Origin of the sequence: Collimonas arenae, from assembly GCF_001584165.1 — a bacterium.
Taxonomy (GTDB): Bacteria; Pseudomonadota; Gammaproteobacteria; order Burkholderiales; family Burkholderiaceae_D; genus Collimonas; species Collimonas arenae.
Genome location: NZ_CP013233.1, coordinates 2,591,406 through 2,615,884, shown reverse-complemented (window position 1 = coordinate 2,615,884; position 24,479 = coordinate 2,591,406). Strand labels below are relative to the sequence as shown.

General features: G+C 58.8%; 21 protein-coding genes and 4 pseudogenes. 11 read left to right on the top strand and 14 right to left on the bottom strand.

The features are described from left to right. Window positions 1-60: 60 nt before the first annotated feature. The 6 genes from CAter10_RS12085 to CAter10_RS12060 all read right to left on the bottom strand — a co-directional run bounded on the left by CAter10_RS12085 (window position 61) and on the right by CAter10_RS12060 (window position 7,209). On the bottom strand, window positions 61-618 hold the full coding sequence (locus tag CAter10_RS12085) for a GDYXXLXY domain-containing protein (protein ID WP_061533599.1): 558 nt from the start codon (window positions 616-618) through the stop codon (window positions 61-63). Next, the gene (locus CAter10_RS12080; protein WP_061533598.1) at window positions 615-1,703 is read right to left on the bottom strand and encodes a DUF4401 domain-containing protein; all 1,089 of its coding nucleotides are present in this window, start codon (window positions 1,701-1,703) and stop codon (window positions 615-617) included. Before CAter10_RS12080 ends, CAter10_RS12085 begins: the two co-directional genes overlap by 4 nt. Further along, entirely contained in the window at window positions 1,700-2,719 is a 1,020-nt protein-coding gene (locus tag CAter10_RS12075) for a DUF2157 domain-containing protein (protein ID WP_061533597.1), read from the bottom strand. The genes CAter10_RS12080 and CAter10_RS12075 overlap by 4 nt, the downstream gene beginning before the upstream one ends. A 111-nt stretch (window positions 2,720-2,830) precedes the next feature. Beyond that, on the bottom strand, window positions 2,831-3,913 hold the full coding sequence (locus CAter10_RS12070) for a lipocalin-like domain-containing protein (protein WP_061533596.1): 1,083 nt from the start codon (window positions 3,911-3,913) through the stop codon (window positions 2,831-2,833). A 1-nt stretch (window position 3,914) separates the two neighbouring features. Continuing rightward, on the bottom strand, window positions 3,915-6,497 hold the full coding sequence (locus CAter10_RS12065) for an ABC transporter permease (RefSeq protein ID WP_061533595.1): 2,583 nt from the start codon (window positions 6,495-6,497) through the stop codon (window positions 3,915-3,917). Window positions 6,498-6,504: 7 nt separating this feature from the next. Continuing rightward, window positions 6,505-7,209 (bottom strand): ABC transporter ATP-binding protein, encoded by a 705-nt coding sequence (locus CAter10_RS12060; protein ID WP_061533594.1) that lies wholly within the window; start codon window positions 7,207-7,209, stop codon window positions 6,505-6,507. 225 nt (window positions 7,210-7,434) lie between these two features. Here CAter10_RS12060 and CAter10_RS12055 point away from each other — a divergent pair, with 225 nt between their 5' ends. From CAter10_RS12055 to CAter10_RS12040, 4 genes and pseudogenes are all read left to right on the top strand, one after another. Beyond that, entirely contained in the window at window positions 7,435-7,647 is a 213-nt protein-coding gene (locus tag CAter10_RS12055) for a DUF3820 family protein (protein ID WP_061535316.1), read from the top strand. A gap of 61 nt (window positions 7,648-7,708) precedes the next feature. Next, window positions 7,709-9,060 (top strand): annotated as a pseudogene (locus CAter10_RS12050) (TAXI family TRAP transporter solute-binding subunit). Between the two features lie 161 nt (window positions 9,061-9,221). Next, complete coding sequence (locus CAter10_RS12045; RefSeq protein ID WP_082797886.1) at window positions 9,222-9,698, top strand: DUF2844 domain-containing protein; 477 nt, start codon at window positions 9,222-9,224, stop codon at window positions 9,696-9,698. Between the two features lie 12 nt (window positions 9,699-9,710). After that, a complete protein-coding gene (locus CAter10_RS12040; RefSeq protein ID WP_061537243.1) occupies window positions 9,711-10,943 on the top strand; it encodes a DUF3443 domain-containing protein in 1,233 nt (410 codons plus the stop codon). A gap of 70 nt (window positions 10,944-11,013) precedes the next feature. Here the strand turns inward: CAter10_RS12040 and CAter10_RS12035 are convergent, their stop codons facing one another. After that, window positions 11,014-11,733 (bottom strand): peptidoglycan DD-metalloendopeptidase family protein, encoded by a 720-nt coding sequence (locus CAter10_RS12035; protein WP_082797885.1) that lies wholly within the window; start codon window positions 11,731-11,733, stop codon window positions 11,014-11,016. Between the two features lie 752 nt (window positions 11,734-12,485). Here CAter10_RS12035 and CAter10_RS24565 point away from each other — a divergent pair. Both CAter10_RS24565 and CAter10_RS12025 read left to right on the top strand, forming a co-directional pair. After that, window positions 12,486-14,005: pseudogene (locus tag CAter10_RS24565) on the top strand (collagen-like triple helix repeat-containing protein). A 242-nt stretch (window positions 14,006-14,247) separates the two neighbouring features. Further along, window positions 14,248-14,448 (top strand): hypothetical protein, encoded by a 201-nt coding sequence (locus CAter10_RS12025; RefSeq protein ID WP_061533591.1) that lies wholly within the window; start codon window positions 14,248-14,250, stop codon window positions 14,446-14,448. Here the strand turns inward: CAter10_RS12025 and CAter10_RS24295 are convergent. From CAter10_RS24295 to CAter10_RS22475, 7 genes and pseudogenes are all read right to left on the bottom strand, one after another. Continuing rightward, window positions 14,445-15,631 (bottom strand): annotated as a pseudogene (locus CAter10_RS24295) (sensor domain-containing diguanylate cyclase). The gene CAter10_RS12025 and the pseudogene CAter10_RS24295 overlap by 4 nt on opposite strands. A gap of 31 nt (window positions 15,632-15,662) precedes the next feature. Continuing rightward, window positions 15,663-16,007 (bottom strand): hypothetical protein, encoded by a 345-nt coding sequence (locus CAter10_RS24290; RefSeq protein WP_335340146.1) that lies wholly within the window; start codon window positions 16,005-16,007, stop codon window positions 15,663-15,665. Window positions 16,008-16,037: 30 nt separating this feature from the next. Further along, on the bottom strand, window positions 16,038-17,060 hold the full coding sequence (locus CAter10_RS12015; RefSeq protein ID WP_061533590.1) for a GlxA family transcriptional regulator: 1,023 nt from the start codon (window positions 17,058-17,060) through the stop codon (window positions 16,038-16,040). 297 nt (window positions 17,061-17,357) lie between these two features. Beyond that, the gene (locus CAter10_RS12010; protein WP_061533589.1) at window positions 17,358-17,660 is read right to left on the bottom strand and encodes a transposase; all 303 of its coding nucleotides are present in this window, start codon (window positions 17,658-17,660) and stop codon (window positions 17,358-17,360) included. Between the two features lie 21 nt (window positions 17,661-17,681). After that, window positions 17,682-18,488 carry a hypothetical protein gene (locus tag CAter10_RS22850; RefSeq protein ID WP_061533588.1) on the bottom strand — a complete coding sequence of 269 codons (807 nt, stop codon included), beginning with the start codon at window positions 18,486-18,488 and terminating at the stop codon, window positions 17,682-17,684. 97 nt (window positions 18,489-18,585) lie between these two features. Further along, window positions 18,586-19,203: a hypothetical protein gene (locus CAter10_RS12000; RefSeq protein ID WP_061533587.1), complete on the bottom strand. Its 618-nt coding sequence runs from the start codon at window positions 19,201-19,203 to the stop codon at window positions 18,586-18,588. A 469-nt stretch (window positions 19,204-19,672) separates the two neighbouring features. Continuing rightward, window positions 19,673-19,879 (bottom strand): hypothetical protein, encoded by a 207-nt coding sequence (locus CAter10_RS22475; RefSeq protein ID WP_128083058.1) that lies wholly within the window; start codon window positions 19,877-19,879, stop codon window positions 19,673-19,675. Window positions 19,880-19,954: 75 nt separating this feature from the next. On the opposite strand from CAter10_RS22475, the gene CAter10_RS11995 reads away from it, so the two are divergent. From CAter10_RS11995 to leuB, 5 genes and pseudogenes are all read left to right on the top strand, one after another. Then, on the top strand, window positions 19,955-20,827 hold the full coding sequence (locus CAter10_RS11995) for a DMT family transporter (protein ID WP_061533586.1): 873 nt from the start codon (window positions 19,955-19,957) through the stop codon (window positions 20,825-20,827). A 209-nt stretch (window positions 20,828-21,036) separates the two neighbouring features. Then, window positions 21,037-22,436, top strand: a pseudogene (gene leuC / locus CAter10_RS11990) (3-isopropylmalate dehydratase large subunit). A gap of 33 nt (window positions 22,437-22,469) precedes the next feature. After that, the gene (locus tag CAter10_RS21955) at window positions 22,470-22,595 is read left to right on the top strand and encodes an entericidin A/B family lipoprotein (RefSeq protein ID WP_417924692.1); all 126 of its coding nucleotides are present in this window, start codon (window positions 22,470-22,472) and stop codon (window positions 22,593-22,595) included. Window positions 22,596-22,672: 77 nt separating this feature from the next. Then, on the top strand, window positions 22,673-23,320 hold the full coding sequence (leuD, locus tag CAter10_RS11985) for a 3-isopropylmalate dehydratase small subunit (protein WP_061533585.1): 648 nt from the start codon (window positions 22,673-22,675) through the stop codon (window positions 23,318-23,320). A gap of 61 nt (window positions 23,321-23,381) precedes the next feature. Then, window positions 23,382-24,452 carry a 3-isopropylmalate dehydrogenase gene (gene leuB / locus CAter10_RS11980; RefSeq protein ID WP_061533584.1) on the top strand — a complete coding sequence of 357 codons (1,071 nt, stop codon included), beginning with the start codon at window positions 23,382-23,384 and terminating at the stop codon, window positions 24,450-24,452. Window positions 24,453-24,479 lie beyond the last annotated feature (27 nt).

The window sequence follows — 24,479 nt, the reverse complement described above, 5'->3', positions numbered from 1 at the left end:
AAATGTTAATAATAGCTCAAGTATTGCGTTGCGGTAAATGTTTCACTGCGTTTCTTTGGGTTACGAGCCACGGGCGCCAGCCTGGGACACGCCTGATTTATCGATTCGATCGGCAATCGGCAGGTGCTGCTCATCGGCAAGGCCGGATAGCAATGCGGTACCGTCATTCGCCACCCGGAATATGGCATAGCGGGCTTTGGCGAAACGTGCGCCTTCTCCTTCAGCGAAGAAGTAACTTTGGCTCGGCAAGCGAGCGCCGCTGTTTTCCCATTTCAGGCGTAACAGGATTTCGTCGCTTTGCGCTTGTTCGCCGGCTTTGGCGATGCGCTGCAGCTGAGCGACGCCGTCTGCGTCAGCGCGCAACATGACCGCTAAAGCTTGCCCTTCGCCGGCAGTGGCATTGGTGGTCGACAGCAATTGCCCGACTTGTTGTGTCAGTTGATAGTCGAGCGCCATGTAATCGCCTTGCATCAACGAACGTGGATCGACCGGGCGCAACTGCAGCAGAACTGCGCGGCCATGTTTTAGGGTTTGCTCGTGCTGCCAGACGATGCCGTTGAGTAGCAGCAGCGTAGCCACGGCGGCAATGACGAAAGCCGGGAGGTGCCAGCGTTTCATGGTGTTCTCCTCGACATGAACAGCCACACCAGCAACAGCAGGGCGCCGCTCGCCATCAGCAGCAATCCTTTATGCAGCAATGGCCAGCTCAGGTTGTAATAGAAGGCGCCGAAGCCCGCCAGCGCAGCGGCAATGCCAAGCGCGGTCAGGTAGCTGCGACCTTCGGCCAAGCCGATCCATAGCACCAGCGCCGCAGTCGCCAGTGCCGGCGACAAGACGCAGAGAGGTAGCAGCACCGCCAGCGGCCAGATTCTGGCACTCAATCCGGGGGAGTGCCGCAGTGTCGCGGCCACTGCCAGCAGCAAGGGCAGCAGGTCGAGCAAGCGGTGGGCCAACCAGAGCGTATTTGGCGCCAGCCATTGATCGGCGTCGGCGGGTGCGCCGAACAGCGTGTGCCAAAAGATGGCCTGCCACACTTGCACGCCCAGCCAGAACCATAATAGCGCGTGGCGCAGCGGTTGCCAGACCGCAGGGCCGAGTCCGAGCCGGTTCAGCGGCTGTGTCCACAGCCACCATAGCGCAAACGAAAACAGCAGGTCGCGCAGCGGCGCAAGTTGCCGGACCCAGGCCGTCGGTTGTTCCAGATTGTAGCTATAGCGTCCCAGCCATGGCGTCATCCAGTACCACAATACCGCCAGCATGACGCCGGCCGCAATGAAGCGCAGCAAGCGATGGCTGGCCAGTGCGAAGAGGATCAGCGCCAGTATGAAAGTCGTCAGTTGCCACGAATCCGGCTTGAGACCAAAGCCGGCCAGCACGGCGCCGGCAATCGCCACTGGCACCGCCATCTGCGGCAGGAAAAACGATTTTTGGTTGAAGTGCATCACGGCGATGGCAAGCGCCATCAGCACCACGCCGCAAACCAGCCACGCGCTTTCGTTGCTGGCGATGAAGGCCGGCACCACCACGGCCGCCACCAGCAGTGCGGCAGTAATCCAGGCCGCAATGGTTTGCAGGATCATCACGGACCAGGGCAGACTGTCATCGTGCTCAGGCAGCGCGGCATCCTGGCGCAACGCGCCGCTGTCGCGCAAGCCAGCTATCACGCTGTCCCAGCCCGCAAGCTCATTGATTGATTGGCTCATGGCGCCAGCTCCTGTAATGCCGACCGCGATGCGGTTTGCCATTGCCGGTGCCGTGCATGCAGCCACCAGGCGATGCCGCCCAGGCCGCCGATGGCCAGCAAGGCTGTCGGATACAGCCAGCCACTGTCATGCGTGAAATTGGCGATCCAGGCCAGCACTGCGACCCACACTGAAAACAGCGGCAAGGCTAGCATCAACAGGTCGCGCCGCAGCGAATAGAAATACAGCGCTGCGCCTACGCAGGCCAGCCACAGCAGCAGGACCAGGCCGTTAGTAGTCGGAGAATATTCACCGAATGCATGCAGATGCTCGCCGGCCAGGATCATGCAGGCCTGGATTGTCAGCAGCAGCGCCAATCCGAGTCCCAACAGGCGCGGCAGGATACGCGCAGTCCATGGTGCAGCTGCGTTTTGCCGCCATTCTGCAACGGCCAGCGCGGCCAGCCAGAAGCCGATCAGAGGCAGGTTGGCATTGTCGAACGGATCCCATGCCGAGAGGGCGGAGCGCCACGGCGCGTGCGGCAGCCAAAGTTGTAGCGCTAGCGAGACGATGACGATCCATAAGCCCCACAATGGCGCGAAATTGGCGAGCAGCGCCCATGGCAGCGCTAGCGCAGCCCACAGTGCGAACAACTGCCAGGCATCTGCGCCAGTCTGGTAAGCCTGGCCGATTACCGCTAGCCAGATGCCTGTCATGGTGGCGACAGCAAACAGCGCCCAGCGTCGGGCTTGGTTGTCCGGTCGCGTCATGAAGGCCCACACTAGCAAGGCCAGCCAGCCGGTTTCGGCGGCGCCGACCCGCGCCAATCGCGGCCAGGCGAGCCAGTTGGATGCGAACAACATCAGGGTGCCGGCTAGCACGCATAGCACGCCGCCGATCAGCAGAAGGCGTGCCGCAAGCTGACGCCAGCGCGCAGCGTCCGGCGCCAGATGCAGCGCACGCAAGGCCTGGCGATAGCCTTGTTGATCCAATGCGCCGGTGTCATGCCAATGATCAAGAATGCTGCGTGCATTCATCGTCAAACTCCATTTAGGTAAGAGAGTGGCAACATAGTGGCCCATAACTTGTTTTTTGAAAAGCAACAACGGCTTTCCGTGCGCCTAGATGCGGCCGCGATACGTCAGTTCCTAGAATTTCAGCGGCTTTAGATAGCCGGTCAATTCCAGATACCCGCGCCCGGTGCGCTTGCCGTCGCGCTTGACGGTCACTGCGCCTTCCCAATATACCGAGCCGGTTGAGCCGCGTGAATCCAGTTCCTGGTCGTCCTGCAACGGGATCAATTGCCAATCGATAGCCCCGGTGCGCAACATGGCTTGCACCGGATAGCTGGCATCGGTGCGCGGCGAGCGCCAGTTGCGTTGCGGCTGGAATGCAACCTGGTCCGGGGTGAACTGAGTGACGTTGCCGCTGGCGTCGCGCAATGTTGCATGGGACCAGATCCGCTCACCGTTGCGGTTGCGGATCTGGAACGCCATCAAGGCCGAACCGTCGTCCAGGTTGGCGCCTAGCCAGTCCCAGCCGACGGCGTCGGCGCCCAGCACGCTGGTTGACCATTCATGATCGAGCCAGGCGCTGCCACTAACAGTTTGTTCGCGGCCGGCGCGGCTTAACTTGCCGCTGACCTGCAACTGCGGTTCGCTGTAGTAATAACTGGCTTGTGTCGGTAACGGTCCTTTGAGGGAATAGCCGCGGTCGCCCTGCAAGAGCGGCGCCTGGGTTGGCGTCAGTTTGATGTCGAGCGTGAAATCGTTGGCGTCGATCCTGGCGTGGTAGCTGCCGTCGGCCTGGCGCAGCAGGCGCCAATTGTCGAGGGCTACATCGGTGTTGCCTTCTTTTGCATAGGCCAGGCCGAAGCCGGCGCGCGCACTTTTCTGGTCATGCAGCAGTTTGCCGACAGCAGGGTCGGACAGCGCAGCATGGGCGATGATCAGTTGATCTGGGGCGAAGGCGCTGGGATTGGCGCGGTCGTGATCGGTGGCGGATCGGAAGAAAGTGATCTGGAATCCGAGCGGCTTGCCGTCCGGCGTCGCCAGCCATCCGGTTGCGTACCACCATTCGGTGCGGAAGTCGGGATGGGAGCCGCTATCATGAGGCAGCGTCAATGGCCGCTGCGGCGTTACTTGCGCGAATTGCGGCGGTGCAGCCTGCAATAGGGACGCAAACGATAAAAAAAGCAGACCAAGCAAGCAGTCGCGTAATCTCAAGTGCATGTCACCAATCCTCCCGCACGGCACGCACCGCATCGATCGATACTGCCCGTAGCCCAGCCAGCAATGCCGTGGCTCCGGCCGACAGCAACAGCAGCAGCGCCACCGCGCCGAGGCCGCGCCACGGCATGTGCAAGTCCATGGTCCAATGAAACGATTGCGGATTAACGATGAATACCAGGATCAGGCTGACGCTCCAACCGAGCACGAAACCGACTGCCATGCCGAGCGCGGTCAGCAAACCGCCTTCCAGCGCCAGCATTGCCAGTATCTGGCGGCGGGTGATGCCAACATGACGCAACATGCCGAATTCCCGTGTACGCGCCAGGGTTTGTGCCGAAAAAGTCGCGGCCACGCCAAACAGGCCGATCACGATCGCCACGATTTCCAACAGGTAGGTGACGGCAAAGCTGCGGTCGAAAATCTTCAAGGTGGTGGCGCGGATGTCTCCGGGTTGGGAAAACTCGAGCGCGGCGCCGAACGGCAGGCGGCGCATGGCGCCGATAACGGTGTTTGCATCGGCGCCTGGTTGCAGGGTAAGCGCGGCATCGCTGACCTGGTTGTCGCCGCTGAGTCGCTGATAGTCAGACAGGCGCAATTGAATCGCTCCGGTCTGCCGCGCATAATCGCGCCAGATGCCAGCCACCACGAAGGCATGGCGCTGGCCGCCGATCGGCAGCATGACACGCTGGCCGAGCCGGTAACCATACAAGTCGACCATTGCTTCAGAAACCCAGATTGGCAGGGCGCCGGCAGCGCTGGCGGAAGCAAGGGCGGCCGGCGTTAACGGTGCGCCGCTGAGCGGCAAGGTGCGGCCCGGATCGCCGGCGTCGATCATGCGTGCGATCAGGGTTACCGGCGGCCTGGCCGGATCAAGGGCCAAGCTCGCGCTGCGCAGGAATGTGGCGTGCGCCACGCCTGGCACTGCGGCCAGCGCTTGCTGTTCGGTCGGGCCCATGGCGCCGGTTTCACCGCCCCCGGCGGTGCGCACATAAATATCCGCTGACAGAAGCTGTTGCACCCAATCGTCGACCGAGACGCGGAAACTAGAGACCATGATCGCCATGGCCACAATCAGGCTGAAGCTCGACAGCACGCCGCCCAGCGCAATCGAAGCCTGTCCGGGAACGTTGGCCAGGCGCGCCAACGCCAAGGTAGGCACTGCACTGAGATGACGTCCCAGCATCACTCTTTGCAGCGCTGTGAAAGCCAGTGCGGCCACGCGTGGCATAAGCCCAATGCCGCCGATCAGCAGCAACGCCACTGCGATATAGCCGAATACCGGCAGGTCGAACACAGGCGGCAATTGTGTCAGCAGCCCGCCCAGCAACAGGCAAGCCAGTGCGGGAAAAGGAGTTGCCAGTCGGGTCAGAGCGGCCTCTTCGCTGCCTGATTTCAACGCTGCCGCCGGGCGTGCACGTGCGGCTTCCAATGCCGGAGCCAGGCTGCCCAGCAGGGCAATGCCGGTGCCGAGCGCGAAGAAAAATAGGGCAGCTGGCAAATCAAACTGCACGCTCGGCTGCACACCGCGGAAGTAGCCTCCACCGAGGTCGCCGCCAAAAAAATGCAGCGCCGTGGCCGCCAATGCATAACCCAGCATCAGCCCCAGCAGGGCGCCCAGTACGCCGAGCAAGCTGCCTTCCAACAGCACCTGGCGCAGCAATTGGGCACGCTGCCAGCCCAGCACGCGCAGCAACGCAAATTGCGGGCGCTGCCGGATGACCGATAGCGCCTGGGTCGAAAACACCAGGAAAGCGCCAGTGAACAGGGCTACCAGCGCCAGCACGCTGAGGTTGACGCGATAGGCGCGCGACATGTTGTTGGTGCGGCTGTCCTGGTCCTGGCTCTCCGAGACTTGAAAGGTGTCCGCCAGCTGTGCCTGCAACGCCTGTTTGAATGCGGAACGATTAACGCCTTGCTGCAGCTTGATGTCGATGCGCGACAATTTTCCAAGGCGCTGGAAGCGCCATTGGGCGGCGCCGATATCCATCACTGCGATGCGTTGCCCGGGCCGTGCGCGCACCAGGCCGCCGGCCACCCGCAGGGTAACGATGCCGGTGCCGTTCTGCAGCGCCAGTTGTCCGCCCGGCTGCGCTTGCAGCCATTCCTGCGCAGCAGGGGACAGAAAAATCGCATCGTCGGCGAGAGTGTCGAAAGGTCGTTGGCTGTCCGGCACGCCGATCAGGTCAGGCGCAATATGTGCCGCGCGCATGACATCGATGCCAAGCACCTTGAGTGGCGCGTGCTGGCCGGGCACGGTGACGTCCAGTTCCAGCGCCGGGCTGGCCAGCGCAACGCCGTCGTGGGTCGCCAGTTGCGGATAGATTTTTTCGTCGAATAAACCTTGTGCGCCGCGCACCTGCAGATCGGATTGGCCGGACAAACTTCTCGCAGCGGCGGAAAATTCATTGAAGGCAGCGCCGTTGATCAGTTCGACCCCGTAGCCGAGTGCCACACCAAGTGCAATGGCGATAATTGCCACCAGCGCCCGTACCGGATGGGCGCGCCATTCGCCCAGCAGTAGCCAGCGCGCGAGAGTGCGCATTGGATTAGCGGGTTTCTTGGTGGTCGGATCGGCGGCTTGCATCAACAGTTCAACTCTGTGCCGGCAGCGGGTGCAAGCCATCGGCAGTCATCAGCAGGATGCGGTCGGCGCTGGCTGCGGCCGCTGCCGAATGGGTGACCATGATGGCCGAGGCGCCGTTGGCCTTGATTTCCTGGCGCAGCAGGGCCAGCACTTCGTGCGCAGTATCGGGATCGAGATTGCCGGTCGGCTCGTCGGCCAGGATCAGCGTCGGCCGGTGCACCAGTGCGCGGGCGATGGCGACCCGCTGCATTTCACCACCCGACAACTGGCGCGGGAAATCGTTGCCGCGGCCATCCAGGCCGACCGCTGCCAGTAGTTCCAGCGCACGCGCCTGCGGTTCGTCGTTGAGCAGCAGCGGCAGGGCGACATTCTGCTGCACGGTAAGGTGCGGCAGCACGTGGAAAGCCTGGAAAATGAAACCGAGCTTTTGCCGGCGCAAACGGGTGGCGGCATCGTCGTCCAGGCTCGACATGGCGACGCCGTCTATCAGTATCGCGCCGCCGTTGACGTTGTCGAGGCCGGCGATCAGGTTCAGCAGCGTCGATTTGCCGACCCCAGAATCGCCCATGATGGCAACGTATTCGCCGGCGGCTAACGTGAAATCCAGATGGTGCAGTACTACACGGCCGTGTCCATAGGATTTGCGCAAGCCGCGGCATTCCAATGCCGGGATGTCGGCGTTGATGGCGGATGTGGTATTGGTGATATGCATGCAGGGCCGATGGGAGGGAAATTGGCTGACCGTCGACAGTGTAGAGGATTTTCCCTTTGGCTGCGGATGCCCGCCACGGACAATTGCGCGGAGGCCGCCATTTCAATCAAAATCGCATGACGTCAGGAATTTTTGGCACAATACGCGCCTTTACTGGCTTTATTTATTGCTTTTATTTTCCTCTGGCCGCCCGCGCTGGCCTCGGCCCTTATCAACAACGAATACATGAATCCCGAATACTTACAACTGCTGGTGACGCGTCAGATGCCTTTTGGGAAATACAAGGGACGGCTGCTGGCGGACCTGCCTGGTGATTACCTGGCCTGGTTTGCGCGCGAAGGTTTCCCGTCAGGCGAGTTGGGCGGTTTGATCGCCCTGATGTACGAACTGGATCACAATGCGTTGACGCACCTGCTGGCGCCTTTGCGCGGAAAGTGAGTCAGAGTGTGAATCGTGTCCCGGCAATCACGCCAAATTCTTCAACGATAGACTAATTCTCATGGCAACTCCGCTTAATCCCGCTGAACTAAAGCAGTCTGCGATCAATATCAAGACCCGTTTCGTTGCGATCTCCTGGCGCGACCTGGCCATCAGCTTCGGGCCGATTGCGCTGCTGGCGATCATCGCGGTGTGGCTGGCAATCTGGTTCATCCATCCGGCGCCACCGAAAACCATCACCATCGCTACCGGGCCGGAACACAGCAACTTTTGGAATACCGCCGACAAATACCGCAAGATCATGGCGCGCAACGGCATCAAGCTGAAGATCGTCACATCGGAAGGGTCACTGGATAACCTGCGCAAATTGAACGATCCGAATTCCGGCGTCGATGTCGGTTTTGTGCAGGGAGGGGTGGCAGGGGATATGCCGATCGATCAACTCGTGTCACTGGGCAGCGTTGCCTACGTGCCGGTGTCGGTGTTCTATCGCGGCCATAAAGTGCTCGATCGCTTGTCCGAGTTGGGGGGGAAGCGTGTCGCTATCGGCCTGCAAGGCAGCGGTTCACGCGTGCTGGCGCTGACCTTGCTGAAAGCAAACGGCATTGAGCCGGGCGGCAAGACCGAACTACTTGATATGGGCGGCGATGAGGCCGCCAGGCGCTGACCGACGGCAAGATTGACGCGGCTTTTCTGATGGGCGATTCAGCGTCGCCACCGACCATGGGCAAGTTGTTGCGCACGCCCGGCGTGCGGCTGCTCGATTTCGCCCAGGCCAGCGCCTATGCGCGACGTTTCAGCTATCTGAACGAATTGCAGATTCCGAAAGGAATGTTTGATTTCGGCAAGAACATTCCAAATCGCGACATGCGCTTGATCGCTCCGACTGCCGAATTGGTGGCGCGCGAGGATCTGCATCCGGCGCTATCGGACCTGTTGATTGATGCCGCCAAGGAAGTCAACGGCGGCGCCAACGTGCTGCAGCGCGCCGGCGAATTCCCGGCGCCACTGGCCCACGAATTCCGTATCAGCGACGACGCCACGCGCTATTACAAATCCGGCAAAGGCTTCTTCTATCGCACCTTGCCATTCTGGCTGGCCAGCCTGGTTGATCGCACGCTGGTGGTGGTATTGCCGATCATCCTGTTGCTGATACCAGGTTTCAAACTGGTGCCGCTGCTATATGGCTGGCGCATCAAGTCGCGCATCTATCGCTGGTATGGCACCCTGATTGCGCTGGAACGTGCCGCGGTGACGCATACGCCGGAGGAACAGGCGCATCTGCTCAAGCGGCTTGACCATATCGAGGAAGCGGTGAACCGCATGAAAATGCCGTTGGCTTTTGCCGATCAGTTTTATGTGTTGCGGGAGCACATAGGTTTCGTGCGATCGCGCCTTGTCAATCGGAGCTGAAGTGTCCTAATCTGAGGGCTTGCCGTCATGGTTGCGGATTGAAATTGCTAGCACATCATCGATGAGAATGGCATGGAAAGATTCTAAAACATCTTTGTAAATTGCCCGGCGGCATCGGTTATGATTTCACAAGGTCATTGTCAATCGAACAGAGGTGAGTCATGAGATTTCCCGTTTCCTGTCTATGCGCCATGTTGCTGGCGCAGTCGCTGCCGGCGTTTGCCGCACTCGGCGGCGCTCCTGGTGCTGCACAAGCCAGCAATCCTCAAGCCAGCAGCACGCAAGCTGACAGCGTGCGCGCCAAGGTAGCTGCGCGCGTCACCAATTACAACGGTTACTCGGTCAGTGAGACCTTGGAGCCGTCTGGCACGACGGTCAAGGAATACGTTTCAGCCGACAACATTGTCTTTGCGGTGAGCTGGCAAGGCCCGAGTATGCCTAATTTGCAGCAATTGCTAGGCAGCTACTCAGAACAGTACGTTGCCGCGGCTAGCGTGCCCCATGCCGGGCGACGGGCGGTAGCGATCCAGTCCGATCAGTTGGTATTGCGTTCCGGTGGCCATATGCGTTCATTTGCCGGCAGCGCCTACGTGCCGGCCTTGTTGCCGCAAGGCGTGACCCCTGACGACATTCGCTGACCGGAGATGACCATGCGCCCTTTGACGTATCTTGTTTGCCTGCTCAGCAGCCTGTTGTTAGTTGCCTGCGGCGGCGGTGGCGGTTCCAGCGCTAGTACGACGCCGACTACTCCGCCGGTGGTAGCCCCGAGTGTACAAAACTCTGTGTCGATCGTGGTTGATAGCGGACCCAACACCTCGTCCGGCCAATCGGTCGGCGCAGTGAATTCCCCGTATGTCTCGGTAACCATCTGTCAGCCTGGCAGCAGCACGCAATGCCAGACCATCGACCACATCCTGGTCGACACGGGCTCCAGCGGTTTGCGTCTCATCTCGTCGGTGCTGTCGGGAACGGCTGCACTGCCAGCGCTCACCGACGCCGGCGGCAATGCGATCGCCGAGTGTGCGCGCTTTGCCGATGGCTATAGCTGGGGCTCGATCAAACAGGCAGATTTGCGTGTGGCGGGCGAAGTGGCCAAAGGAATATCGGTCCAGATCATCGGCGACAACGCATTTCCCAACGTGCCGAGTGGTTGCTCGGGCAGCCTGGTGGCGGAAAATACGGTAGCCGCATTCCGTGCCAACGGAGTGATCGGGATCAGTTCCTTTGCCCAGGATTGCGGCAGTGCCTGCGCCTCGCAAGCGCTGGAAGGCTGGTACTACACCTGCCCTGGTGGCACATGTGCGGCGGCGGCTCTGGGTGTTGCCAAACAGGTTGGCAATCCGGTCGCGGCCTTTCCGCAGGATAATAACGGGACGGCGATTCAGTTGCCGGCGATAGGCAGCAGCGGCGCCGCCGGGGTAACCGGTACGCTGATTTTCGGGATCGGCACGCAAGCCAATAATGCGTTAGGCAGCGCCACCATATACACGCTGAACAGTTCGGGCAACCTGAGCGCCCTGTACCAGGGCACGGTGATGCAGGCGTTTTTCGACAGTGGCTCGAACGGTCTGTTTTTTGCCGACAGCACGATTCCGAATTGCAGCGTCAGCCAAGGGTTCTATTGCCCGATTTCGACATTGAGCCGCAGCGTCGTCAATACCGGCATTAACGGCCGCAGCAGTACGGTGAATTTCAATGTGGCCAATGCCGATGCCTTGTTCCAGTCGAATCCAAACAACACGGCGTTCAACAATCTCGCCGGTGGCCCGGCCTTCACATCGTATTTCGACTGGGGATTGCCGTTCTTCTTCGGTCGTTCGGTGTATACCGCGATTGAAGGCGCCACAGCTGCCGGAACGGTGGGGCCTTATGTAGCGTATTGAGTCAGGGGACTGATTCCAGGAATGCCCGGAGCGCGCAATCAGGCGCCTCTGGGCATTTTCTTTTGTGAGATCAACGGCTGGGCAGATAGCGCGTTGGGTCGACTGGCTTGCCCTGGCGGCGTATTTCGAAATACAGCTTGACGGCGTTGCTGTCGGATTTACCCATTTCAGCAATTTGCTGACCCTTGCTGACCATTTGCCCCTCCTTGACGGTGATGGTCTTGTTGTGCGCGTAGACCGAAAGCAGGTTGCTGTTGTGCTTGACGATCACCAGGTTGCCATAGCCGCGTATGCCGCTGCCGGCGTACATCACCTTGCCGCTCGCGGCGGCCAGTACCGGCTGCCCGAGCTGCCCAAAAATGTCGATTCCCTTTTTGCCCTGGCCGGCGCCGTTGCTGGATTTTCCGCTTGCTGGCCAGCCCCAGTCGATTGCATCTTTGGCATCGGCTCCCGTGTCGTTGTCGTTACTATCGGCACTGCTATTGCCGCGGGCAGGGCTTTTGGCACTGTCGGCTGTGCTTGGGGCGCTGCTGCGCGTACCTTGCGGAACGACCCGCAGTACCTGATCCACCTTGATGTCATTCGGATCGGCCAGTTTGTTCCAGGCGATGATTTCGCCATTGCTGCGACGGAATTTACGGGCGATGCTGGAAAGCGTGTCGCCCTTTTGTACTGTGTAATAGCCCGGTCCGCTGGGAGTTTGCGATGCGCCGCCAGATCCGGACGGTGTGCCGCAAGCGGCGAGCGCGGCGGTCAGGACAAGCGACAACAAGTAGCCGGCAAATTTCATTTGCTTGTGTTTTTGCGGGCCTAGCCCTCGGGATTCTGTACCGACAATGACATTCCTCTGTTCAATCAATCTCTTTTGATCCAATTTCAATGAAGTTCGCCGACGCGCCTGTTGCGACGGCGCATCGTCTGACTACGTTGATGGCAACTAGTTGCGGGAGTCGCCGGAAACGTCGCAAGCAACCGATTGTGTTGCCGTTTTTTCTAGATGCACGAGGATATCTCAAATTTACCGATGAGGTAAATGGCGTCGCCGTGCGTGTCTTGCGACCGGCCGCAGACTGCCGTGAAGGCTTCGTGCAAACCTTCGTTTTCAGACCCGCCTTGAGGCTGTTTAGAGCGTTGTTTATGTCGTCCATACGCCCGACGTTACGTTACATGTAACGTATCAATCGCCGCAAACAGCGCTGCCGGCAATTGCTTTGAAAATTCACGACGACGCTGTTAGTCATTGATTCATAAGGATTATTTCCTTTTTTTGATGCTGATGCCGGATACTTTCAATCCCCTGGAACCCCTGTTTTTTGACTGGCATGTTCTTTGCGAAATAGCACTACAGGAACGTGTGGTTCTAAATTTCACTAAAGGGGAATACATCATGAAAGCATCGCGTAAAAGTGGCGTTGTTGCCGTATCCGTACTGTTGACAGCCTTGCTGGCCGGTTGCGCCAGCGGTGGCGGAAGTTTAGGGAAATCGCTCGGATCAACATCGGGTACCACGCAAGGTACTGGCGGTACAGGAGCTGGCAGTGGATCAGATGGTGGGGGTGCCGGTGCGGATCTGGTGGTGGGACCGATGGTGGCGGCACGGGTGGCGGGACTGATGGTGGTGGTACAGGCGGCGGAACAGGTGGTGGAACAGGTGGTGGAACAGGTGGTGGAACAGGTGTGGAACAGGTGGTGGAACAGGTGGCGGAACAGGCGGCGGAACAGGTGGCGGAACAGGCGGCGGAACAGGTGGCGGTACAGGTGGCGGTACAGGTGGCGGTACAGGTGCGGTACAGGTGGCGGTACAGGCGCATCAGCAAATTCCTGTCTAACGCCGGCACTACCGTATCCACCACGGGAACTGCAGTTGCTGCGATAGGCAATACGGTCATCAACAACGTGCCGTTGTTGTCGCCGCAAGCCAAGAGCGGCCTGACCGGGGTGGTTGATAACGCTAGCGGGATCGTTACCACGCTGGGCGCGGGCGTCACTAATGGGCTCGGTCAGCTCGGCAGCAATCCGAACGCGGTCGGCACCACGGTCGCCAGTGTCGGCGGTGTGGTCACGCAAGTCGGCAATACGGTGCAAAGCGCCGGACAATTGGTGGCCGGCCTTGGCACCGGACCGTTGGCGCCGTTGGGAGCTGTGACTACGCCCGTAGGTGGCTTGGTCACGCAAGTGGGCAGCGCCGTTTCTGCGCTGGGAGCCCCGCTGACCAATGTATTGTCAACCGGCCCGGTACAGCAGATCACACAAACCGTCGGCCAGGCAATTGTGCCGTTGACCAGCACCGTCACCACGTTGACGCAGACGGTAGGTAATGCGACCGCTTGAACCAGCCGGTGAACGGTTTGCTGGCGGCTGTCGGCGGTGGAGTCAATACGTTGGGCAATGCACTGACCGGCGCCAATGTGCCTGTGGTTAGTAGCCTGGGGCCGGTAGTCAACAATGTTGGCGCTACGGTGGCCGGTCTCGGCACCAATGCTTTGGTGGGCACAGGCCAGCCTTTGCTGGGCAACAAGACCGGCGGCCTGCTGCAGCCTGTGGATAATGTGCTGACCGGCCTAGTTGGTGGACTGAGCGGAGCGGCTGGCGGTAGTGGCCCACTGGCACCGGTTACCGGTTTGCTGAGCGGCTTGACCGGCGCAGTCGGTGGCGCAACTGGTTCGGGCAGTGGCCCATTGGCACCGGTTACCGGTTTGCTGAGCGGCTTGACTGGTGCAGTCGGCGGCGCAACTGGTTCGGGCAGCGGCCCATTGGCGCCGGTTACCGGTTTGTTGAGCGGTTTGACTGGTGCAGTCGGCGGCGCAGCAGGGACCGGAGCTGCCAGCAATCCGTTGGCGCCGGTGACGAATCTGGTGGCAGGCTTGACTGGCGCCGTCGGTGGTACAACTGGTTCGACTGCCAATCCTCTGGCACCGGTGACGAACCTGGTCGCAGGCCTGACCGGCGGCAAGGGTACAACTGGCACTAATGGTACAACCGGCACAACCGGCACAAACAGCAATCTACTGACCCCCGTTACTAACTTGTTAGGCGGCTTGCTGGGAGGCGGCAAGAAATAATGGTGTAGAGATCGGCCCAGTTGGAAGGAAGCGTGGGCTGCATGCCTCGCTTCCGGCTTCTTGATCTGATGGAGAGGCGCATGACAGTGGCAGCTTCCACCGAGGGTCGACAAAACATTTCACCATGAGGCGCCGAGGCAAATCCTACTTCAAGGCCGGCTTCCTGGAAACGGCAATAAGGTATTACGTTTCCTGCGATGCACTGGCTGAGGTCTTACAGTTAATTTTTCCGAGGTGGGATCATGAGAGCGGAACAGATAGTCGATTTGATTGCATGCGCAAGCCCACAGGCGCAGGTGCCTGGAAATGATTTGCTGATCGGGATGCTGGCGCGCGAAATTGCAGCGCTGTCGTACAAACTCACCGAGCAGGAACTGTACCGCTTGATCGCCGTTGGCGCATTGGTCTATGAACGGGGCGGCGCGGACGGGCGTGATTCCTAATGTAAATCGGCATTGGAGCATACTCGATTGCGTCCGGCGGATTTTGCCGCGTACAAGGCTTTGTCGGCCGCCTGTACCAGTTCGAATGGAATATTGCCATCTCTCACAGGGACGAAGGCATCGACCCCAGCACTGATCGTTACCACTCCTGCCGGCCGTGCGGATGTTCGATATGCAGGTTATAGATTGCCAGTCGGATTTTCTCAGCGACAGCGATGGCGCCTGCCAGGTTGGTATCCGGCAGCAAGACCGCCAATTCTTCGCCACCGTAGCGTGTTGCCAGGTCTCCGGGACGCTTTTTGCTGGCCTTGACGACATCACTGATGCGCCGCAGGCATTCATCGCCGGCAGGATGGCCGTAGAGGTCGTTATATTGCTTGAAGCAATCCACATCAATCATGACCAGCGCCAGCGGATTCTCCGTGCGCATGGCGCGGCTGAATTCGTCGCGCAGCGCGCTGTCGAATTGGCGACGGTTCGCGAGCCCGGTCAGGCTGTCCTGCAGCGCCAGTTGCTCCAGATGCTGGTTAAGGGTTTTCAGCGAGGCCTGGACCTGCAGCAAATCGGCTTCGGCCAGAAGTCGTAGCCGGATTTGATGGATCAGCCGCCAGCCCAGCAGGCCGAGGGCAATCGTCAGCAGCAAGGCGCCGAATAGATGCAGATAAGAATCGGCGAGCCAGCCACTCAGTACTTCATCCTTTGAGCGCGCCACTGTGACAAACAGCGGATATTCCTGCAGGTGGCGATACGCAATCAAGCGCTCCACGCCGTCCTGGCCAGAAGCGACGATCGCCGTACCTTCGGCATTCTTGGCGGCGTAGTCGCGATAGATCGGATAATTCGCCAGGTTCTTGCCGATGGTGTCGTCGCTCATCGGGCGTCGGACCAGCATGGTGCCGTCGTTGAGGCTTAGAATAATCGAGCCTGCGCGGCCGATGTCGAAACTGTCGTAATAATTCTTGAAATAGCTGATGTTGATGGTTGCTAGTGCGAGTCCGGCAAAACTACCGTCCGGATGATTGAAGCGGCGCGATACCGTGACGATCCAATCACCATCATAACGGCTGCGCACGGGCGTCCGATGAAAGGACCTCGGTCGGTTGAGCCAAGGTGATGGATGAAGTATTGGCGATCCGAGTTGTTGAGGTAAGGAAGAGGTCCGTTCTTTGCGTTGGCCAGCCATAGCCCCGTTTCGTCGTAAATCGACAAGTCATTTAGCTGCGGTAGTTCGCCGATATGCTGGACCAGCAATCGATGCAAGCGCTCCAGCGCGACATTGCCCGTGCCTTCCATTTCCAGCCGCTCAACCACGCCGACCAATACCGTATCGGCTTCCTTGAGCGTGTCATCGGCATGTGAGACAGGGCGCGGGCGAGGTTGGAGGTGGCGATTTCGGTTTCGTGCAACTGCAGGCTGCGTGCGTTCCAGCTGCGCCATATTTCGATCATCATCAGGGATGTGCAGACCAGCACGACAAAGACCGTTGCCAGAAGCGTGATCGGCAGGGGCTTGAGAGTAAAGCGCACTTGGCGGGGCGCTATCGCGATGGGGGTATTCATCGGAGTGTCCACCGGTGCTTGGCATTGTTTTCAGGAGGACCGTATGCCTTTGCGATACTCCGTCGGAGAAGTCCACATGTGTTTGCGGAATAGTTTGGCGACATGCTCGCCGCTGAACAGGCCGCAGCGGCGCGCAATTTTGTCGACCGGCAGGTCGGTCTCGGTCAGTTGCTGACGCACCGCTTCCAGGCGCAGGTTCAGCAGGAAATCGTGCGGCGTCTGGCCGGTTTCGCGCTTGAACTGCCGGACAAAATTGCGTTCGCTCATGGAGACATGATTTGCTGCATCGACGACGCTGATTGATTCGGCAAGATGCTCGACAAACCATAGCGACGCCTTGTGGATCTTGCTGCTCTTGGCGGGGTCGGCCGAGCGCGTGGCGTGCTTGGCCGGCGGATTGTCGCGTCGGCGCTGGCACACCACAAGGCTTTGTGCGACACGTTGCGCAACTGCCGGACCGAGATCGTTTTCCAGCAGGCGCAATGCGAGATCGGCAGCCATGCCGACATCGCAGGATGTGAAGATACCGTCGTCTTCGCTGATTTGCGATTCGCGATCGATTTTCACCAGCGGGAATTCGCGTGCCAGTTTGTCCAGTAGTGCCCAATGTGTGGTGGCGCGGCGGTTGTTGAGAAAGCCGGCAGCGCCGATGACAAATACGCCGGTGCAAATCGCGGCGATCCTGCGGACACTGCTGCGCATGCGCTGTAGCCAAGCGATGAGATCCGGGTCGCGGTAAGCATCGAAATTGCCGGTGCCGCTGGCGATGAGTAGTGTATCGAATTGGTGTTCGTCGAAAGAGGCCAGTGGCGACGTCATGATCTGTACGGAAGCGGATGACATGATCATGCCGCCTGATATGGAAAGAACCGAAACAGCGTAACGCGTCGTGCCAGGAAATACCGTGGATATCAGTTTGTCGCCGATACCGAAGACGTCGGCCGCGCCGACCACATCAGCGAGTACGACCCCTTCGAAAACGATAATACCGATATGCCTGATTGAGCTGCTGTCGTCTATCACTTCAAGTGTCTTTACGCACTCGATATCCATGAGACTCTCCCTGCAACTAACTTACCGTTTTGCATTGCCGGAACGCAATTTTTTATTGGTAAATTGTTATTCCTCATTCTGCTACAAAACTGAAATTTGTCCAGCAATTGATTGTTAAATATGGTCAGTTATGTGGCGTGTTTGCACAAGCTTTTTCATAGTAATAAGAAGTTTCTCGAAGGAATTGATGCTGTGCACCAATGTTAATTTCCGTCGAGTATTTAGTTGATGTACGGTAGCTTTTTTCCATCTTGTTCCTATCACGCCTTGCTTTGGCGTCATCGTCAGTCGTTCGATTCAGTTGCCTTCAATTCGAAGAACTGTAGTGTTCATGTTTACCTCTCTTGTCGTCCAGCGCATCCTGCAAGCGAGAATTTCCAGTGTCAGCTCGGCCACGATTTGCTTCAGCTTGGCATTCTCTTCCTGCAGGCATTTCAAATCGTGCGGATAGCCTGGTAGACCGCCGTACTGCTTCTTCCAGTTGAGGAAGGTGCGTTCGGTAATCCCAGCCTGCCTTATCACGTCAGCCACCGGCATGCCCAGCTCTTCCTGTTTGAGAGCAGCAGCAATCTGATCGCTTGAGAATGGCGTGCGCTTCATGGCATCCCCTCGCGTTTCAGCTTAACGGGCCGTTAGGGCAGACAGTGTGTCCAGACCAAGTCGTGCGCGTATCAATGGATCCTTGTACTGATCGCCGATGTTATTGATGCTGTTCTGACCGATGGTGCCTGTCGATGATGCCGATGGCGCGGCTGCTGGTGCGGCAGGAGCGGCAGGTGCTGCAGCTCTCTCCATGCCGGGGCACGAACGTCCGGTCGATTCAACCGCTTTTCGGTTGGCTTCGCTTTGGCACAGCAATGCCAGTGCAACGTCGTTTAAACCCATTGCACGAAATTCTCTGGAGTCGAGCCGACGCACGCAAGCCTGGTCGACCATGGTGGTGCCTCCGGTAGCGCCGAAGCCGGTGAAGGACAGGCCGAACGATGCCGAACCCATGCAGGTGTCGGATAAGGTGGTCGTCAGAGAGGGCGCGACAATGTTTGGAACGGTCTTGACGGTATAAGTGCCGCCATAATTCACCGTGGATGTAGTGCCGGCTGGATCGCCTGCAGCTGAGGTGGTGCCTGTACCCGCTGTCGTTCCTGAGGTACCGGAAGTGCCGGAGGTTCCAGATGTTCCAGATGTGGATGAGCTCGGTAGAGTGACTGACAGGCTGACGGTCGAACTGCCACCGGTTGCGCTGCCACCGCTTGAGGCCGTTGCTGTACCGCCAGCTGCCGTACCGCCAGCTGCAGAACCGCCGGTGCCGCCACCGCCGCCAACCGCGACCGAGGTTGCTGTGGATGAGGTCGAAGGCGTGGTCGTTTGCGCTATCGCTGGTAATGTGAAGGCCGAGGCTATCAGGATACCTATAAGTTTGCGTTTCATGGCTTCTCCATCGTAATGGTTGGTTTGATAAACGAGAGGGAAGAATTTCCTCCCCCTCGCAACTCATCGGTAACCGAGCCGGTGCTTGCCGTTGTTATTAATGGTTTCCGGCACTTACATGCGAGCTTGCATTGCCGCCTGCACCGCCATCGCCAGCTGAAGCATTGCCCGATGTGCCGCCACCCGCGAACACGAAGTTGCCAGCAGAGCCACCAGCGTTGTAGCCACCGGTATTGGCGCTGGAGCTACCTGTGCCGGATGTGGCTGTACCGCCACCGGCAAGTGCATTGCCGTTTGCAAGTTGGCCGCTTCCTGTTGTGCCGCCGGAGCTTGAGCCGCCGCCATTAGCGCTGCCAAACAGGGCGCCGCCGCCGTTACCGCCGGTGGAACTGCTGCCAGTTGTAGAGCCGGCTGAAGTGGCGCCACCAGTTGCCTTGCCGCCGCCTGCGGCTGTCAGATTGTTACCGCTGGTTGCTGTGCCGCCGGTAATGGTTTGGGATGCACTGCCGCCAGTTGCTTTGCCGCCAGTTGCCGAGCCGCCGGTTGCATTGCCCGAAGTTGCCGAACCGCCGGCGCCACCGTTGCCGCCAATCGATACGCCAACTGCGGTGCTGGTGGTGTTAGTGGTTTTTGAGCCGGATGGCCCCCATGAGTGAGCAAATGCGGAGACGGCGAACAGTGAAACTATTGATGCGGCAATAATTTGCTTTTTCATTTCTGTTTCTCCTTGGAGTGGGGGCATCATTCACTAGAGTGTCCTGTCTGTGCGCCCCTAGCCACAAACAAGCGTTACCACAGATGAAGTGCATGCCAGCAACGTGTTGCGTCGCGAAGCTCCGTTTTATTGGAGCTAGCTTCCCTTGCGACAACAGACATTGCGGATGTCTCATCAAGCCAGAACGAAAATGTCTTTTTTCGACAAGGCCGAGCGTGATCGAATCGTGAGATGAAGAAACTGATCGGCGCTGGACTCGAGGAGCGAGCACATTTGCGTTGATCTGATAATAGGATTGCAAAACAGAGTGTTTACGACAAAACCTTGTCTGGTTCGGACACTGCGTTTGGCGGAGATGGATATTTTTTTCCATGTTTGCGCGATGTGAGCGCTAACAAAAAATGTAAAAAATGACAGTACATTCGTAGCCTCTCTAAGGCCGACGATTTCATTAGTGATGTGTGGAAATTTAATCGCGATATGCGATGTCTGATTTTGACAAGGTGCCGAAAATAACTAATCGCTTGTCCAGATTTGGAAGAGGTGATGGCGTGTCGGTGCGTATTTGATGGCTGGATCGGTTGCGCCAGAAAGCCGCAACGCCAGCGCCATGGCGGCTCTCACGGTTGGCGTGGAAATGCCGGACTGCCGACGTCGAGGCGAATTTTTTACGCATTGCACATAATCGTATATATTGCCGCATGCGAATGCAGCGCCTCTCCGACATCCAACTCCAACCGACACCCCTCCCATGAATATCGCTGAACTGCTTTTTCTCGCCGCCATTTGGGGCGCATCATTTCTTTTCATGCGCATAGGAGCGCCGGAGTTTGGTCCGGTCCCGTTGATTGCATTGCGCGTCGGGATCGCGGCGCTAGTGCTGCTGCCGGTGATGCGTTCCGCTGTCGCCCGCAGCCACATGCGCAGCAAACTCTGGCCGCTGCTGATCGTCGGTATCGCCAATTCGGCATTGCCGTTTTCCTTGTTCGCCTACTCGACCTTGCATGTCAGCGCCGGCTTCGATTCGATCCTGAATGCTACGACACCGTTGTGGACCGGTCTGATTGCATTCCTGTGGCTGAAAGCGCCGATGAGCAGGGCGCAAGTGCTTGGCCTACTGGTCGGCATGGCTGGAGTCGTCACATTGGTGTGGGACAAGATCGGCGAGGGCTTGCCCAGTGTCTGGCTGGCGATCGGCGCCGTATTGCTGGCAACCTTGTCGTACGGCTTCGCGATCAACTATTCGAAAACCCGGCTGGCCGGCGTGCCGCCGTTCGTGGTGGCGTTCGGCAGCCAGTTTTTTGCGACCCTGGTGCTGCTGCCTCTGGCGCTCTGGTATTGGCCAAGTGCTGCGGTGTCGGCCACTGCCTGGTATGCGGTGCTGGCGCTCGGCGTAGTGTGTACCGGCGTCGCGTATGCGATTTTTTACCGTTTGTTGGAGCATGCCGGTGCGGCCTATGCGGCATCGGTGACTTTCCTGATTCCAATCTTTGGCGTGATCTGGGGGGCGTTGTTCCTGCAAGAGCAGGTTACCGCTACCATGCTGCTGGGCTGCCTGATCGTGCTGTTCGGTACTGCCTTGGCGACCGGCAAGCTTAATCCGATGCGCCTGCTCAAGTCGTGAGTCGCGTTTGTTCGTGCTGCAATGCCGGGATTTTCCCGCTTCCAGCCTGCTTTTCCCCTGTTCGCGGATGGTCCGTCGCGTGATGATCTGCAACGCCTCATGCATCCAGATGTGGTTTTCGAGGCTCGAGGGCTATTAGAGGCCGGCTTCTATGGCATAATCAAGAGCTAAATTCACTGTTTTGCGCGGCCTCGAACCCGCCCCGGATCATGCTTAAAACGCTCTACGACAAACTTTGGGAATCCCACGTCGTCCATACCGAACCGGATGGCACGGCAATTCTATACATTGATCGGCATCTTTTGCACGAGGTCACTAGCCCTCAAGCGTTCGAAGGGCTAAAGCTGGCCGGGCGCAAGCCATGGCGACTGCCGGCCAACCTGATGGTGGCCGATCATAACGTCCCGACCACCGATCGTGCCAACGGTATTGCCGATCCGATTTCGCGTTTGCAGGTTGAAACCCTGGACGCCAACGCCAAGAGCTACGGCCTGACCTATTTCGGCATGAACGACCACCGCCAGGGCATCGTCCACGTGATCGGGCCTGAGCAGGGCGCTACGCTGCCCGGCATGACCGTGGTCTGCGGCGATTCTCATACTTCGACCCACGGCGCCTTCGGCTGCCTGGCGCATGGCATCGGTACTTCCGAAGTCGAGCACGTGCTGGCGACGCAAACCTTGCTGGCCAAAAAATCCAATCGATGCTGGTGCAAGTCGATGGCGCAATTCCCAACGGTGTTACTGCCAAGGATATCGTGCTGGCCGTGATCGGCCAGATCGGTACCGCCGGCGGCACCGGCTATGCGATCGAATTCGCCGGCTCGGCCATTCGCGCGTTGTCGATGGAAGGCCGCATGACGGTCTGCAACATGGCGATTGAAGCAGGCGCACGCGCCGGCATGATCGCGGTTGACGACACTACGCTCAACTACGTCAAGGGCCGGCCGTTTTCGCCGGTGGGGCCGCATTGGGAGCGTGCCGTGTCGTACTGGCGCACACTGCATTCCGACCCGGGCGCCAAATTCGACATGGTGGTAACCCTGAACGCCGCCGAAATCAAGCCGCAGGTCACCTGGGGCACGTCGCCCGAGATGGTGGTGGCGGTTGACGGCCGAGTGCCGGATCCGGACAAGGAAAAAGATCCAACCAAGCGCGACGGCATGGAAAAGGCATTGGCCTACATGGCGCTCAAGCCAAACACCGCGATCGAAGACATCCGAATCGACAAGGTATTCATCGGTTCATGCACCAATTCGCGGATCGAAGATCTGCGCGCGGCAGCGGCGGTGGTGCGCGGCAAGTTCCGCGCTTCCAACGTCAAGTTGGCGATGGTGGTGCCAGGTTCCGGGCTGGTCAAGGAGCAGGCTGAACGTGAAGGCCTGGATCGCATTTTCAAGGACGCTGGCTTCGAGTGGCGTGAGCCTGGTTGCTCGATGTGTCTGGCCATGAATGCTGATCGCCTCGAACCGGGTGAACGCTGTGCTTCCACCTCGAACCGCAATTTCGAAGGGCGTCAGGGCGCCGGCGGCCGTACCCATCTGGTCAGCCCGGCGATGGCGGCAGCGGCCGGTATTGCAGGCCATTTCGTCGATGTGCGTGCACTTTGATTTTGCTATAGAACAGTGACAGAAGGACTCGAAATGATGAGAAAAGTAGCGACGTTGTGTGTATTGCTGGTTGCTGGAATGGTGATGTCGGCATGCAATACAGTTCATGGCTTTGGCCAGGACATGGAACGGGTCGGCGAGAAAATTCAAGGCAAGTAAGCTGGCGGATCGGCAGGCAAGATTGCCGCATGTGATGCCGCTGTTGATGTGGCGCACCATTATTGGAATGAAATAGTATGAATAAATTTACTGTGCTGGATGGTTTGGTGGCGCCGCTGGATCGCGCCAACGTCGACACCGATGCGATTATCCCGAAGCAGTTCCTGAAATCGATTCAACGCACCGGTTTCGGCCCTAACTTGTTTGACGAATGGCGTTATCTGGATCACGGTGAACCCGGCATGGATAATTCGCGTCGTCCGTTGAATCCGGATTTCGTGCTGAACCAGCCGCGCTACCAAGGGGCGTCGATTTTGCTGACCCGCAAGAATTTTGGCTGCGGATCATCGCGTGAGCATGCGCCATGGGCCCTTGATCAGTACGGGTTCCGTGCTGTAATCGCGCCGAGCTTCGCCGATATTTTTTTCAACAACTGCTTCAAGAACGGCTTGTTGCCTATCGTGCTGCCGGAAACCCAGATCGATCGGCTATTCGATGAAGTCAAGGCGTTCCCGGGCTTCCGCTTGTTGGTTGATCTGGAAAAACAGCTGGTCACTACCGCTAACGGCAACATCAGCTATCCGTTCGAAATCGGCGAATTCCGCAAATACTGCCTGCTCAATGGCCTTGACGATATCGGCTTGACCTTGCGCCAGGCCGACAAGATTCGCGATTTTGAAGAGCGGCATCTATTCGCTCAGCCCTGGCTGGCCAATACTATTTAAGCCGGTATCGCGCAACATCGATAACCAATATTTTTTTTGAATTTTTCAATCTCGGGAAAAAATGAAGATAGCAATTTTGCCAGGCGATGGCATCGGTACGGAAATCGTTGATCAAGCGGTCAATGTGTTGAATGCACTTGGCGAAAAATTCGAACTGGAAACCGCCCCGGTCGGCGGCGCAGGCTACGCCGCGCATGGTCATCCGCTGCCGGAGGGCACCCTGAAGCTGGCAAAGGAAGCCGATGCGATCCTGTTTGGCGCTGTCGGCGACTGGCAGTACGATAACCTGGAGCGCTCGTTGCGCCCGGAGCAGGCGATTCTCGGCCTGCGCAAGCACCTCGGTCTGTTCGCCAACCTGCGTCCGGCGATCCTGTATCCGGAACTGGCCAATGCATCGACATTGAAGCCGGAAGTGGTGTCCGGCCTGGATATCCTGATCATCCGTGAACTTACCGGCGACGTTTATTTCGGCCAGCCGCGCGGTGTCCGCACTGCGCCGGACGGCGCTTTCAAGGGCGAACGCGAAGGTTTCGACACCATGCGCTACGCCGAGCCGGAAATCCGCCGTATCGCCCACGTTGCCTTCCAGGCAGCGCAAAAGCGCGACAAGCGCCTGACCAGCGTCGATAAGGCCAATGTGCTGGAAACTTTCCAGTTCTGGAGAGATATCGTCACTGAAGTACATCAGGAATATCCTGACGTTGCGCTGGACCACATGTATATCGACAACGCCGCGATGCAGTTGGTGCGCGCGCCGAAGAAGTTTGACGTCATCGTCACCGGCAACATGTTCGGCGATATTTTGTCGGACCAGGCTGCCATGCTGACCGGCTCGATCGGCATGCTGCCGTCGGCTTCGCTGGACGCCAACAACAAGGGCTTGTACGAGCCGTCGCATGGTTCGGCGCCGGATATCGCCGGCAAGAATATCGCCAATCCGCTGGCGACCATCCTGTCGGCGGCAATGATGCTGCGCTTCTCGCTGAACAAGGCGGAGCAGGCCGATCGTATCGACAACGCGGTCAAGAAAGTACTGGCGCAAGGTTTGCGTACTGCTGACATTTATGAGGCAGGTACTACCAAGGTCGGCACCATCGAAATGGGTGCGGCAGTGGTCAAGGCGCTGGGATAAAAGAATTTGGCAGGTGGGTCTGCCGTG

Coding starts and splice junctions, on each gene's coding strand:
- CAter10_RS12085 (WP_061533599.1), bottom strand. CDS start 618: ATGAAACGCTGGCACCTCCCGGCTTTCGTCATTGCCGCCGTGGCTACG.
- CAter10_RS12080 (WP_061533598.1), bottom strand. CDS start 1,703: ATGAGCCAATCAATCAATGAGCTTGCGGGCTGGGACAGCGTGATAGCT.
- CAter10_RS12075 (WP_061533597.1), bottom strand. CDS start 2,719: ATGAATGCACGCAGCATTCTTGATCATTGGCATGACACCGGCGCATTG.
- CAter10_RS12070 (WP_061533596.1), bottom strand. CDS start 3,913: ATGCACTTGAGATTACGCGACTGCTTGCTTGGTCTGCTTTTTTTATCG.
- CAter10_RS12065 (WP_061533595.1), bottom strand. CDS start 6,497: ATGCAAGCCGCCGATCCGACCACCAAGAAACCCGCTAATCCAATGCGC.
- CAter10_RS12060 (WP_061533594.1), bottom strand. CDS start 7,209: ATGCATATCACCAATACCACATCCGCCATCAACGCCGACATCCCGGCA.
- CAter10_RS12055 (WP_061535316.1), top strand. CDS start 7,435: ATGAATCCCGAATACTTACAACTGCTGGTGACGCGTCAGATGCCTTTT.
- CAter10_RS12045 (WP_082797886.1), top strand. CDS start 9,222: ATGAGATTTCCCGTTTCCTGTCTATGCGCCATGTTGCTGGCGCAGTCG.
- CAter10_RS12040 (WP_061537243.1), top strand. CDS start 9,711: ATGCGCCCTTTGACGTATCTTGTTTGCCTGCTCAGCAGCCTGTTGTTA.
- CAter10_RS12035 (WP_082797885.1), bottom strand. CDS start 11,733: ATGAAATTTGCCGGCTACTTGTTGTCGCTTGTCCTGACCGCCGCGCTC.
- CAter10_RS12025 (WP_061533591.1), top strand. CDS start 14,248: ATGAGAGCGGAACAGATAGTCGATTTGATTGCATGCGCAAGCCCACAG.
- CAter10_RS24290 (WP_335340146.1), bottom strand. CDS start 16,007: ATGAATACCCCCATCGCGATAGCGCCCCGCCAAGTGCGCTTTACTCTC.
- CAter10_RS12015 (WP_061533590.1), bottom strand. CDS start 17,060: ATGGATATCGAGTGCGTAAAGACACTTGAAGTGATAGACGACAGCAGC.
- CAter10_RS12010 (WP_061533589.1), bottom strand. CDS start 17,660: ATGAAGCGCACGCCATTCTCAAGCGATCAGATTGCTGCTGCTCTCAAA.
- CAter10_RS22850 (WP_061533588.1), bottom strand. CDS start 18,488: ATGAAACGCAAACTTATAGGTATCCTGATAGCCTCGGCCTTCACATTA.
- CAter10_RS12000 (WP_061533587.1), bottom strand. CDS start 19,203: ATGAAAAAGCAAATTATTGCCGCATCAATAGTTTCACTGTTCGCCGTC.
- CAter10_RS22475 (WP_128083058.1), bottom strand. CDS start 19,879: ATGCGTAAAAAATTCGCCTCGACGTCGGCAGTCCGGCATTTCCACGCC.
- CAter10_RS11995 (WP_061533586.1), top strand. CDS start 19,955: ATGAATATCGCTGAACTGCTTTTTCTCGCCGCCATTTGGGGCGCATCA.
- CAter10_RS21955 (WP_417924692.1), top strand. CDS start 22,470: ATGATGAGAAAAGTAGCGACGTTGTGTGTATTGCTGGTTGCTGGAATG.
- leuD (WP_061533585.1), top strand. CDS start 22,673: ATGAATAAATTTACTGTGCTGGATGGTTTGGTGGCGCCGCTGGATCGC.
- leuB (WP_061533584.1), top strand. CDS start 23,382: ATGAAGATAGCAATTTTGCCAGGCGATGGCATCGGTACGGAAATCGTT.